12 protein-coding genes are annotated in these 12,663 nt (G+C 68.7%); 9 read left to right on the forward strand and 3 right to left on the reverse strand.

Going from position 1 to position 12,663, the window contains the following annotated elements:
• Positions 1 to 18: 18 nt before the first annotated feature.
• Positions 19 to 516, reverse strand: a complete 498-nt coding sequence (locus KF892_02295; GenBank protein MBX3623815.1) for a heme-binding protein — start codon at positions 514 to 516, stop codon at positions 19 to 21.
• Between the two features lie 259 nt (positions 517 to 775).
• Between KF892_02295 and KF892_02300 the strand changes: the two genes are divergently transcribed.
• The 9 genes from KF892_02300 (at position 776) to KF892_02340 (ending at position 11,049) form a co-directional block, all read left to right on the forward strand.
• Entirely contained in the window at positions 776 to 1,789 is a 1,014-nt protein-coding gene (locus tag KF892_02300; GenBank protein MBX3623816.1) for an ABC transporter permease, read from the forward strand.
• 1 nt (position 1,790) lies between these two features.
• A complete protein-coding gene (locus tag KF892_02305; protein ID MBX3623817.1) occupies positions 1,791 to 2,654 on the forward strand; it encodes an ABC transporter permease in 864 nt (287 codons plus the stop codon).
• A 106-nt stretch (positions 2,655 to 2,760) separates the two neighbouring features.
• Entirely contained in the window at positions 2,761 to 3,723 is a 963-nt protein-coding gene (locus KF892_02310) for an ABC transporter ATP-binding protein (GenBank protein MBX3623818.1), read from the forward strand.
• A gap of 2 nt (positions 3,724 to 3,725) precedes the next feature.
• On the forward strand, positions 3,726 to 4,736 hold the full coding sequence (locus KF892_02315; GenBank protein ID MBX3623819.1) for an ABC transporter ATP-binding protein: 1,011 nt from the start codon (positions 3,726 to 3,728) through the stop codon (positions 4,734 to 4,736).
• A gap of 49 nt (positions 4,737 to 4,785) precedes the next feature.
• Complete coding sequence (locus tag KF892_02320) at positions 4,786 to 6,219, forward strand: amidase (protein MBX3623820.1); 1,434 nt, start codon at positions 4,786 to 4,788, stop codon at positions 6,217 to 6,219.
• A gap of 123 nt (positions 6,220 to 6,342) precedes the next feature.
• Positions 6,343 to 7,947: an ABC transporter substrate-binding protein gene (locus tag KF892_02325; GenBank protein ID MBX3623821.1), complete on the forward strand. Its 1,605-nt coding sequence runs from the start codon at positions 6,343 to 6,345 to the stop codon at positions 7,945 to 7,947.
• Between the two features lie 5 nt (positions 7,948 to 7,952).
• Positions 7,953 to 9,131 carry an amidase gene (locus KF892_02330; GenBank protein ID MBX3623822.1) on the forward strand — a complete coding sequence of 393 codons (1,179 nt, stop codon included), beginning with the start codon at positions 7,953 to 7,955 and terminating at the stop codon, positions 9,129 to 9,131.
• Complete coding sequence (hydA, locus tag KF892_02335) at positions 9,128 to 10,540, forward strand: dihydropyrimidinase (protein ID MBX3623823.1); 1,413 nt, start codon at positions 9,128 to 9,130, stop codon at positions 10,538 to 10,540. Before KF892_02330 ends, hydA begins: the two co-directional genes overlap by 4 nt.
• 2 nt (positions 10,541 to 10,542) lie before the next feature.
• The gene (locus tag KF892_02340; protein ID MBX3623824.1) at positions 10,543 to 11,049 is read left to right on the forward strand and encodes an ureidoglycolate lyase; all 507 of its coding nucleotides are present in this window, start codon (positions 10,543 to 10,545) and stop codon (positions 11,047 to 11,049) included.
• On the opposite strand, the gene KF892_02345 is transcribed toward KF892_02340, so the two are convergent.
• Complete coding sequence (locus KF892_02345) at positions 11,046 to 12,347, reverse strand: MSMEG_0569 family flavin-dependent oxidoreductase (protein MBX3623825.1); 1,302 nt, start codon at positions 12,345 to 12,347, stop codon at positions 11,046 to 11,048. The genes KF892_02340 and KF892_02345 overlap by 4 nt on opposite strands.
• A gap of 21 nt (positions 12,348 to 12,368) precedes the next feature.
• Positions 12,369 to 12,659 (reverse strand): MSMEG_0570 family nitrogen starvation response protein, encoded by a 291-nt coding sequence (locus KF892_02350; GenBank protein ID MBX3623826.1) that lies wholly within the window; start codon positions 12,657 to 12,659, stop codon positions 12,369 to 12,371.
• Positions 12,660 to 12,663: the final 4 nt, after the last annotated feature.

Raw genomic sequence — 12,663 nt, forward strand, 5'->3', positions numbered from 1 at the left:
GAGGTGTGGGGTCTGCCCTCAGCTGCGGACGGGCAGCGGGTGCGAGCCCCGGATGATGCCCGTGTCTTCCGCACCCATGGGCGTGAAGTCGTCGTAGAGGTCGGCACCCGGGATCGCCGCAGCCCCGGCGCGCGCAACGGCGAGGTCTTGCGCGCCGGTGCCCGAGCCGGCTGCCACGGCGCCGACGACGAAGCCGTCGACGCGGATCGGCAGGCCACCGATGAGGTTGGTCCATTTCGACTCGTGGGCCAGCGTGACCTGCAGCTCCACATCGGCATGAGCGCCGCCGGTGGGCGCGGCCGAGAGCGCGGCGGTGCGCGCCTTGTTGGTCGACGAGATCACGCTCAGCGCCTTGGCGCCGTCCATGCGCGCGAAGCTCAGCAGGTTGCCGCCGAGGTCGACCACCGCGATGCACATCGGCTGGCCGATGGCGTGCGCGTGGGCGATGGCGGCTTGCAGCACGCGCTGTGCGCCGTGCAGGGTCAATTGCCGAGCCGGGGTGGTGTCGTCGCTCATGGTCACTCTCCTTCGATGGACTGAAGCAAGCGCTGCGCCATCCCATGAATGCACTGTCATTGTCAGTCAAGTTACTTTCCTGTGCATCTTGGAAGTGCAAACGCGCAGAACGGGTGCGCCCCTCTGGCGTGCTATCGAGGGAAACAGTCGGCCCCACACAAGTGCAGGAACGGCCGACATGCCTCTGTGGCAAGTCACGAGACGCATGGGCGCGTTTGGTGCAGTGCCACATTGGCATGCGATATGCGTTGCGTGCCGCATGGCCTTCGTCTGGAAACGACTCCTCGGCACGGTGCCCAGCCTCGCGGGCATCGTCGTCATCACCTTCCTGCTGTCGCACGCATTGCCGGGCGACCCGGCCGCCTACTTCGCCGGGCCGGCGGCCAACGACGAGTCGATCGCGCAGATCCGCGCCAAGCTCGGGCTCGACAAGCCGCTCATCGAGCAGTTCTTCCGCTACCTCGGCGACCTGGCGCAAGGCAACCTCGGCACCTCGCTCACCACCGGCCAGCCGGTGCTGCACGACCTGCTGGTGCGCCTGCCCGCATCCCTCGAGCTGAGCGTGTGCGCGCTGGTCTTCGCACTCGCCTTCGCCATTCCCATGGGCGTGCTCGCCGCCACCAAGCCCGATTCATGGGTCGACCACCTGTGCCGCGGCAGCATCACCGTGGGCTCGGCCTTCCCCACCTTCTTCGTCGGGTTGGTGCTGGTCTACGTCTTCTACTTTTTGCTCGACATGGCACCGCAGCCAGTGGGCCGGCTCAACGAGATCCTGAATTCGCCACCGCCCACGGTGACCGGCGCGTACCTCGTCGACAGCCTGCTCGCCGGTGACGGGGCGACCTTCCGCGCCGCGGCCGGCCAACTCGTGCTGCCCTCCATCGCGCTCGGCCTCTTTGCGCTCGCGCCCATCGCGCGCATCACCCGCGCCGCCATGCTGGGTGCGCTCGGCTCCGACTTCGTGCGCACCGCGCGCGCCAGCGGCCTGGCGCCGCGCACGGTGATCTTCACCTACGCGTTTCGCAACGCGCTGCTGCCGCTGGTCAACGTGATGGGCATGGTGTTCAGCTTCCTGCTCGGCTCCAACGTGCTGATCGAGCAGGTGTTCGGGTGGCAGGGCATCGGCGCCTATGCGGTGAGCGCGGTGCTCGCGTCCGACTACGCGGCGGTGCAGGGCTTCGTGCTGATGATGGCGCTGCTCTACATCGGGCTCAACCTCACGGTCGACATCGCCAGCACGCTGATCGACCCGCGTGTGCGCTTCGAGGGATGACATGCAACTGACCGCACGCGTCTCCTTGCTCGCCCGCAATACCGGCTACGTCTTCGGCGAGAACCGCCTCACGCTGGTGGCGGTGGTGATCCTTGCACTGCTGCTGCTGTGCGCCGCCTTCGGCCCCGCGCTCGCACCCTACGACCCGTTGATGACCGACGGCACGGCGCGCCTGCAGCCGCCCTCGGCGGCGCACTGGTTCGGCACCGATGCGCTGGGCCGCGACATCCTGAGTCGCGTGATCGTCGCCGCCCGGCTCGACCTGGGCATGGCCATCTCGGCGGTGGCCCTGTCGTTCGCCATTGGCCTCGCGCTCGGGGCGCTGGCCGGCTACTTCGGCGGTTGGACCGACCGCGTGCTGGGCCGGCTGATGGACACCATCATGGCCTTCCCGCTCTTCGTGCTGGCCATGGGGATCGTCGCGGCGCTGGGCAACAACGTGCTCAACATCATCATCGCGACCATCGTCATCAACCTGCCGTTCTACTTCCGCTTCGCGCGCGGCGAGGTCAACGTGCGGCGCGACCTCGGTTACGTGGAAGCGGCACGCATGGGCGGCAACACGCCGCTGCAGGTGCTGACACACCACATCGTGCCCAACATCCTGCCGCCGATGACGGTGCAGGCCTCGCTCAACATGGGCTGGGCCATCCTCAACGCGGCCGGCCTGTCCTTCATCGGCCTGGGCGTGCGCGCGCCCACGCCGGAGTGGGGAATCATGGTGTCGGAAGGCGCGAGCAACATCATCTCGGGCGAGTGGTGGACCTTCGCCTTCCCCGGCATGGCGCTGGTGCTGGCGGTGTTCTGCTTCAACCTGCTGGGCGATGGCCTGCGCGACCTGCTCGACCCGAGGAGGCGCACATGAGCTTGCCGTGCTCCGTTCGCACTGAGCCTGTCGAAGTGCCCACAACGCGCGGTGCGCAGGCTTCGACAGGCTCAGCCCGAACGGTGGTGTGCGAGAGGGGGCTGGCATGACGGCCTTGCTCGAAGTCAACGAGCTTTCGCTCAACTTCCGCACCCGCCACGGCACGGTGAAGGCGCTGGAAAACGTCTCGCTCTCCATCGAACGCGGCGAGATCGTCGGCGTGGTCGGCGAGAGCGGCTCCGGCAAGTCCGTCATGGCCTACACCGTGATGGGCCTGCAGGATGACGCGGCGCGCATCGAGGGCGGCGCCATCACCTTCGGCGGCACCGACCTGCTCACCGCCACGCCCACCGCGCTCGGTGCGCTGCGCGGGCGCGAGCTGTCGATGATCTTCCAGAGCCCGCGCACCGCGCTCAACCCCATCCGCAAGGTGGGCCACCAGATCGAAGACGTGCTGGGCCGCCACGCTGCGGTCAAGCGCGACGACCTGAAGCAGCGCGCCGTGCAGGCGCTCGCACGCGTGCGCATCCCCGACCCCGAGCGCCGCTACCACGCCTACCCCTTCGAGCTTTCGGGTGGCATGTGCCAGCGCGTGATGATCGCGATGGCGCTCGCCTGCACGCCGGCGCTGCTGATCGCCGACGAGCCCACCACCGGGCTCGACGTCACCACCCAGGCGGTGATCCTCGACCTGATCCGCGACATGAGCCGCAGCCAGCGCATGGCCACGCTGCTCATCACGCACGACCTGGGCCTGGCCGGCGAGTACTGCGACCGCATCGCGGTCATGCACGCAGGCCACCTGGTGGAAGTGGGCCCCACCGAGCGGCTGCTGCAGTCGCCCGCGCACCCCTACACCCGGCAGCTGCTCGCCGCCACGCCCACGCCGCAGACCACGCTCATGGGCCTGTCGGCCATCCCCGGCCAGCTTCCCGACCTGCGTGGCGAGTTGCCGGTGTGCCGCTTCCAGCACCGCTGCACCCGTGCCACCGCAGCGTGCAGCGAGGCGCCCCTCGCGTGGGTCGAACTCGGCCCCGGCCACCGCGTGCGCTGCCGCCACCCGCTATGAACATGCCCGAACGCCTGCACGACATCAGCGCCGCACTCGATGCACCGGCGCAGCCGGCCTTGCTCGACGTGCAGAAGCTCGTCAAGCACTACCCCGTGAGCGGCGGGAAGCTGCTGCATGCGGTCGACGAGGTGAGCTTGAGCATCGGCCACGGCGAGTGCGTGGGCCTGGTGGGCGAATCGGGCTGCGGCAAGTCGACGCTCGCCCGCCTGCTGGCGCAGCTCATCACGCCCACCTCGGGCCGTGTGCTGTTCGACGGCCAGGACCTGAGTGCGATGACACCGCGCCAGCTCGTGCGCTCGCCCCTGCGCGCACGCATCCAGATGGTGTTCCAGGACCCGACCGAAAGCCTGAACCCGTCGATGCGCGTGTTCGACGCCATCGCCGACCCGCTGCGTCGGCTGCTGAAGATTCGTGATCGCACCGAGCTCGACAAACGGGTGCGCCGCGCTGCCGAGATGGTGGGCCTGCCCGACGAGCTGGTGCTGCGCTACCCGCACCAGCTCTCCGGCGGCCAGCGCGCGCGCGTCGGCATCGCCCGCGCCATCGTGGTCGAGCCGTCGCTGCTGATCCTCGACGAGCCCACCTCCGCGCTCGACGTCTCGGTGCAGGCGGTGATCCTGCGCCTGCTCGACGACTTGCGCGCGCGCCTGGGCATGAGCTACCTCTTCGTCTCGCACGACCTCAACGTGGTGCGCCTGCTGTGCGAGCGCATCGTGGTGATGTACCTCGGCAAGGTGGTCGAAGTGGCACCGGCCGAGACGCTCTTCACCGCGCCTGCCCACCCCTACACCCAGGCGCTGATCGCCGCCATCCCCGACCCCGCGCGCCGCGGCGAGCAGCGCCTGCGGCTCGAAGGTTCACCCCGCAGCCCCATCGCACCCGACCCGCAGAGCTGCCGCTTCCACGGCCGTTGCCCGCAAGGCACCGAGCGTTGCGTGAGCGCGATGCCCGTGCTGCGGCGCGTGGGCGAGGGCCATTCCGCCGCTTGCCATTTCGCCTTGAACGCCTGACGAAAGGATCCGCATGAGCGACTCATCCACCGACAACGCCATCTGCCGCATGGACGCGGTCAGCCTCGCCAAGCGCATCCGCTCCAAGGAGCTCTCGGCCACCGAGGTCACCGAGGCCGTGCTGCGCCGCATGGAGGTGCTGGAGCCGCACATCCACGCCTTCTGCACGCCCACGCCCGACGTAGCGCGCGCTGCCGCGAAGGCCGTCGATGCGCAGATCGCAAAAGGCGAGCCCATCGGCCCGCTCGCGGGCGTGCCCATCGGCATCAAGGACCTGGTGGCCACGAAGGGCATCAAGACCGTGATGGGCTCCAAGCTCTACGAAGAGTTCATTCCCGACGAAGACGACATCGTCGTCGAGCGCCTGAAGGCCGCGGGCGCGGTGATCATCGGCAAGACCAACGTGCCCGAGTTCGGCTACAGCGGCGTGGGCCACAACCCGGTCTTCGAGACCACGCGCAACCCGTGGAACCTCGCCATGACCTCGGGCGGCTCGAGCGCCGGCTCGGGCGCCTCGGTGGCCACCGGCGTGGCGCCGTTCGCCATCGGCAGCGATGGCGGCGGCTCGGTGCGCATCCCGTCGGCGCACTGCGGGCTTTACGGCATCAAGGCCTCGATGGGCCGCGTGGCGTTGTACCCCGGCTGTCGCGACGAGCGTTACCCCGGCGTGTCGAGCTGGGAGACGCTGGAGCACATCGGCCCCATGAGCCGCACCGTGGCCGACTCGGCGCTGATGCTGAGCGTGATCGCCGGCCCCGACCCGCGCGACCGCTATTCCATCCCCGCGGCCGACTTCGACTACCTGGAGGCCGCGCAGCCGTCGAGCCTCAAGGGCCTGCGCATCGCCTACAGCGAAGACTGGGGCTACGCCGCCGTCGACCCCGAGGTGAGGCGCGTGGTGAGCGAAGCGGTGGCGGTGTTCGAGCGCGAACTCGGCTGCCATGTGGAGCGTGCCAACCCCGGCTGGCGGTCGGATGCCGGCGCGACCTTCTGGACGCTCGTCGCTGCCGACACCGACCTCACCGGCATGCGCAAGCTCATCGCCGGCCGCGAGCACGAGATCTCGCCGCACCTGGTCGACCTGGTGATGAAGCCGTGGACCGGCGCCGACTTCACCGACGCACACACCCAGCGCAAGGCCATCTGCAACACGATGTGGCGGTTCATGTCGAACTACGACCTGCTGATCACGCCCACGCTCGCGGTGCCGCCGTTCCCGGTGCACATGCAGGGCCCCGAGATCATCGAGGGCCGCATGGGGCGCAATGCCGACTGGCTGTGCTTCACCTTCCCGGCCAACCTGACCGGGCAGCCGGCAGCAAGCATCCCCGCCGGCTTCACGAAGGATGGCCTGCCGGTCGGCCTGCAGATCATCGGCCGCCACCTCGACGACCGCACCGTGCTCAAGGCGAGTGCCGCCTTCGAGCAGGCGCGGCCGTGGGCGCACAAGTGGCCGGCCTTGCTTGACCAACTCGGCCTGTGATCACCACGAACCGCTCAGCCTGAGGTATCGAAGGCCCGCACCGGCCTGAGCAGGGCTTCGATACCTCAGCCTGAGCGGATTGATTCTCCTCGTCCAACGTCAACAAACGCAGAAGGAATGACCATGCCCGTTAGCCGCCTTCAACACTACGCCGCGCTGATGGCGCTGGCCGCCGCGCTCGTGGCGCCGGCCTTAGCCGCACCTCCGAAAGACACCCTCGTCATCGTCTCCGAGATGGGCCCGAACGGCCTCGACACGATGGTGCCCACCGCCAACGACCACAGCCGCATGGTCGCCTGGCATGTGTACGACCGGCTGGTGAGCCACGGGCAGAAGAAGTTGCCCGACGGCAACGCCTCCTACGACGCCACCGTGCTCACGCCCGAGCTCGCGGAGCGCTGGGAGATCAGCCCCGACAAAAAGGTCTACACCTTCTTCCTGCGCAAGAACGCCAAGTTCCACGACGGCACGCCCGTCACCGCGAAAGACGTGAAGTGGTCCTTCGACCGCGCGGTGGCCGCGGGCGGCTTCCCGGCCGTGCAGATGGCCGCCGGCTCGCTCGACGATCCGAAGAAGTTTTCGGTCGTCGACGACTACACCTTCCGCATCACGCTCGACAAGCCCAACAAGCTCATCCTTCCCGACCTGGTGGTGCCGGTGCCGGTGATCGTGAACTCCACGCTCGCCAAGAAGCATGCGACGGCGGCCGACCCGTGGGCGCTGGAATGGGTGTCGCGCAACGGCGCGGGCGGCGGCGCCTACAAGATCGAGTCGTGGACGCCGGGGCAGCAGACGGTGTTCGTGCGATTCGACGACTGGAAGTCGGGCCCGCTGCCGAAACTCAAGAAGGTGATCTACCGCCAGATCGCGTCTGCCGGTACGCGCCGCGCGCTGCTGGAGAAGGGCGACGTCGACATCTCGGTCGGCCTGCCGCCGAAAGACTACGCCGAGCTCGCCAAGAGCCCCAAGGTCAAGGTGATCGGCGTGCCGGTGCAGAACGACCTGATCTTCGTGGACATGAACACCAAGATCAAACCCTTCGACAACCCCAAGGTGCGCCAGGCCATCTCGTATGCGATCCCCTACAAGGAGATCCTCTCCAGCGCGCTCTACAACCGCGGTGTAGGCATGTTCGGCGGCGACCCGTCCAAGCCCTATGCGCCGACCTGGCCGGTGCCGATCAAGTACACGACCGATCTGGCGAAAGCCAAGGCGCTGCTCACCGAGGCGGGCTTCCCGAATGGCTTCAAGACCACGCTGTCGTTCGACCTGAGCGAAGCCACGGTGCGTGAGCCCACCGCCATCCTGATCCAGGAATCGCTCAAGAAGATCGGCGTGGAGTTGACGCTCGAGAAGGTGCCGGGCTCCAATTGGTTCGCGCAGATGGCCAGCAAGACCATGCCGATGGTGATCGCCGAGTTCTACGGCTGGCTCGACTACCCCGAGTACTTCTTCTTCTGGAACTTCGACGGCAAGAACAACGCGGTGTTCAACACCGCCAACTACACCAACCCGGTGCTCGACGAGCAGATCGAGATCGCGCGTTTCGCCTCCGACGACAAGGTCTACAAGGCTGCACTCCAGAAGATGGTCGACATCGTGATGACCGACCTGCCGCGCATCCCGCTCTACACCCGCTTCTCCGACTTCGCGATGCAGAAGAACGTGCAGGGCTTCGAGTACTGGTTCCACACCCACCCCGACTTCCGCAAGTTCTACAAGGAATGACGGGCATGCGAGACGAAGCGGGCGCCTTGGTCCCGCAGACCGACGTGAGGGTGGCCGGCGCAGCCGAAGGGCCGCTCGCGGGGCTGCGCTTCGCGGCGAAGGATCTCTTCGACGTGGCGGGCCACGTCACCGGCGCAGGAAACCCGACCTGGGCGGCCACGCACGCCCCGGCGACCGCGCATGCGTGGGCGGTGCAGCGGCTGCTCGATGCGGGCGCGTTGCTCGTCGGCAAGGCCATCACCGACGAGATCTCGCTGGGCCTGCTCGGCATCAATCGCTTCGACGGCACACCACTCAACCCGCGTGCGCCCGACCGCGTGCCGGGCGGCTCGTCGAGCGGCTCGGCGTCGGCGGTGGCGTGCGGGCTGGCCGAGCTCGCGCTCGGCACCGACTCGGGCGGCTCGGTGCGCACGCCGGCGAGCTTCTGTGGCCTCTATGGCCTGCGGCCCACGCACGGCGCGATCTCCGTCGAGGGCATGGTCACGCAGTCGCCGAGCTTCGACACCGCTGGCTTCTTCGCCGCCACCGCGGCCACCTTCGAACGCGTGGGCGACGCGCTGTTGCCGCCAGGCGGCACCGGCCGCACCGACCAGCTGCTGGTCGCGAGCGACGTCGTGGCCTTGTGCGACGAGGCGGTGCAGGCCGCCTTCCACGGGGCGCTCACGCAGATCGCGCCGCGCGTGGCCGAGCTGCATGCGGTGACGCTCGCGCCCGAGGGGCTGGCGCTCTGGTCCGCGCACCAGCAGCGCCTGCAGTGCTTCGAGTTCGGCCGCACCTTTGCGCCCTGGGTGGCGCAGCACAACCCGGTGTTCTCGTTCGACGTGGCGCAGACGCTGCTGCAGGCGCAGGCCCTGACGGAAGAGGAGGTAGCGCCCTCGCGCTTGGTGCGCACCGCCGTGCGCGAGCGGCTCGACGAGCTCTTGGGCGGCCACCGCCTGCTGTGCCTGCCGACCGTGCCCATCCTGCCCATCCGGCGCGACGCGACACTGCCCGAGATGCAGCAGGCGGTCGGCCGCATCCTCCAGCTCACCTGCATCGCCGGCCTCACCGGGCTGCCGCAGGTGAGCCTGCCGCTGGCGCACAGCCAGGGCATCCCGGTCGGCATCTCGCTGATCGGCCCGCGCGGCAGCGATCGGCTGCTGCTCTCGCTCGCACGCGAACTCGAAAGGACCATGCTGCGATGAGCACCACCTTGATCCGCGGCGGCCGGGTCATCACCGCCACCGACGACTACGTGGCCGACGTGCTGCTGCAAGACGGCATCGTGCACGCCATCGCGCGCGACATGGCGGTGGGGCCCGACGTGACGGTGGTGGATGCGCGCGGCCTGTACGTGCTGCCCGGCGGCGTCGACACCCACGTCCACCTGGAAAACGTGATCGGCCCCACGATCACCTGCGACACCTTTGCCAGCGGCACGAAGGCCGCCGCCTTCGGCGGCACCACCACGGTGGTCGACTTCGCCCTGCAGACCGCGGCCGATTCGCCACTCGAAGCCATCGCCCGCGCGCAGCGCAGCGCCGAGCCTCAGGTGTGCATCGACTACAGCCTGCACTGCATCGTGACGCGGGTCGATGCGCAGGTGCTGGCCGACGTGAAGCACGCGATGCGCCATGAGGGCGTGACGAGCTTCAAGATGTTCATGGCCTACCCCGGCGTGATGATGGCCGACGACGCGGCCATCTTCCAGATGCTGCGCCAGGTGGGCGCCGACGGCGGCATGGTGGCGCTGCATGCCGAGAACGGCACGGTGATCGACCTCTTGATCAAGGAGGCGCTCGCCGCCGGCCACACCGCGCCGCGCTACCACGCGATGACGCGGCCCGCGCTGATGGAAGGCGAGGCCACGCACCGCGGCATCCGCCTCGCGGAGCTGGCCGAAGCGCCCATCTACTTCGTGCACGTGTCGTCGAACCAGGCCTTGAAGCACATCGTGGCGGCGCGCGACGAGGGCATCCCGGTGTTCGCGGAGACCTGCCCGCACTACCTGCTGTTCGACGACTCGGTGTATTCGAGCGACGATTTCGAGATCGCCAAATACGTGATGACGCCGCCGCTGCGCAGCACCGACGACCAGCACCACCTCTGGCGCGCGCTGCGCTACGACGACCTGCAGGTGATTGCGACCGACCACTGCCCCTTCTGCATGAAGGAGGGCCACCTGGGCTACCGCTTGCAGAAGCAGCGCGGCAAAGACGATTTCTCGCTCATCCCGAATGGCGCGCCCGGCATCGAGACGCGGCTGGTGAGCCTGCACGACATCGGCGTGACGCAGGGCCGCCTGTCGCTCAACCGCTTCGTGCAGCTCACGTCGACCACGCCGGCCAAGCTTTTCGGCCTCTTCCCGAAGAAGGGCACGATCGCTATCGGCAGCGATGCCGACGTCGTGCTCTTCAATCCGAACGCCACGCAGACCATCCACGCCGAGCACCTGCACAGCCAGTGCGACTACACGCTGCTCGAAGGGCGCACGCTGCAGGGGCGGGTGGAGAAGGTCTTCCTGCGCGGCGAGCTGATCGTCGATGGCGCCGAGTGGAAAGGTCGCGAAGGCATGGGCCAGTTCGTGCGTCGAGGCGAGGTGAGGGCGTTCTAGCGATGCGACGCGTGTTGCCCTTCGAGCCGTTGACGGCGAGGTCCTTCAAGCCCTTCGGCGATGTCATCGACGTCGCCTCGGCAGCACGCCACTTCACGATCAACGAAGGCTACGCGGAGCGCTACGACGACCTGGCCCGCATCGACGTCGACCGCGAGGGCGGCCGGCCGAAGCTGAGCATCTTCCGTGCCGTGCCGCGCACGATCCCGTTCGCCCTCTCCGTGATCGAACGCCACCCACTGGGCAGCCAGGCCTTCATCCCGATGTCGGGCCGGCCCTACATCGTCGTGGTCTGCGAAGGCGCTCATGCGCCTGACCTCGGTACGCTGCGCTGCTTCACCGCCCAGGCAGGGCAGGGCGTCAACTACGCGCCGGGCACCTGGCACCACCCCTTGCTGGCGCTGGAGGCACCGTGCGACTTCCTGGTGATCGACCGGGCAGGCGAAGGCAACAACTGCGACGAGACGCGGCTGGCGGCCGGCGACATCTGGATCGGCTCGCCGCCCTAGACGACCGCGAGATCGACGAGCGCGCTCTGCTCGGCAGTGGGCGGGGTCTTCAGCGAGTGCAACGCCCTCACGCGCTGCACGACGAAGGCTGCATCCCGCGCCACCCCCGAGAAGCGCCCTGACCCCCAGGTGTGCAGCCACGGCAGACCGATGAAGTAGAGGCCGGGCACGCGCGTCACGCCGCGCTCGTGCACCGGGTGGCCGCGGCCGTTGAAGACCGGGGCGTCGAGCCAGCGGAAGTCGGGCGCGAAGCCGATGCACCAGACCACGCTCGTGATGCCCGCATCGCGCAGCGACAAGGTCTCGCGCTCCTCGGCCGGCTGCCACACCGGCTCGTACACGCTTCCAGGCGGCGCCTGCAGGCCCTGCTCGTCGATGTAGCGGTCGATCGAGGCGTTGATGCCGTTGTAGGTGCGGTCGGCCTGGTCCAGCACCTCGCGCAGGCGCGGCGCGAAGCGCAGCGTGTCGCCGTCGGCATCGAGGCCGGTGAGCACGCCGTAGAGCTGCATGCCTTCGGTGGCGAAGCGGCGCAGGTCGATGTCGCGCCCGCCGTCGCGGCCGGTCACGTAATGGTTGGTGTTGTCGCGCACGCCCTCGCGCAGCGGGTGCTGGCCCACCGGCATGTCGTAGTAGCCCATGTCGGCCAGCCAGTCGACCACGTCGCGGCCGCGGTAGAAGCGCGCGCAGCGCGGCGCATCGCCCACCGCCAGCACCACCTCGCGGCCGGCGAGGTGCAGGTCTTCGGCGATCTGCGCGCCACTCTGGCCCGAGCCGACCACCAGCACCTTGCCGGGTGGCAGCTGCGCGGCGTTGCGGTACTGCGCCGAATGGAGCTGCAGCACCTGCGCCGGCAAGCGCTCGGCCAGGCGCGGCACGATGGGCTCGTGGTAGCCGCCCGAGGCGACGACGATTTGCTGCGCGGTGCATTCGCCCTCACTGCTGCGCACGAGGAAGCCGCCCTCGGGCAGCGGCTTCACCAGTTCGACCGCCACACCTTCGCGCAGCGGTGCGTTCACGTGGGCGCGGAAGGCATCGAGGTACTGCACGATCTCGTCGCGCTTCATGAAGCCGTGCGGATCGTCGCCGCGGTACGGGTGGCCGGGCAGGGCGCACTGCCAGTTGGGTGTGACGAGGCAGAAGTTGTCCCAGCGCTGCGTGCGCCACACGTGCATCGCGCGGTGCTTCTCGAACACCACGTGCTCGATGCCTTCGGCTTTCAGTCCGTGGCTGATGGACAGGCCGGCCTGGCCGCCGCCGACGACGACGACTTCGTGATGGGGCAGGGTGGGGTTCTTCATGAAGGGACTCCGGGTGAAGGGTCAAGCAGGTTCGAACGCGAGCACGCGCACGCGTGCTTCGGCGTTGTCGGCAAAGGGGGCGGCATGCGCCTCGGTCTGCAGCAGCTGGTCAGCGGCGCGCGAGCAGGCGAAGCCGAACTTCTCGCGCACACGCTCGCTCGCGATGGCGGTGGCCTCGCGCACGCGCCGCAGCAACTCGGGCAGCGGGTAGTCCTCGCCCGGCGTGAGGTAGTCGTGGATCACGAGCGAAGGCGAGTAGCAGAGGGTCTCGCTGGCATCGGGCCAGCGAAGGCGGTAGTGCATGGCGGGCATGAGG

The organism is Rhizobacter sp., assembly GCA_019635355.1.
Classification (GTDB): Bacteria; Pseudomonadota; Gammaproteobacteria; order Burkholderiales; family Burkholderiaceae_C; genus Rhizobacter.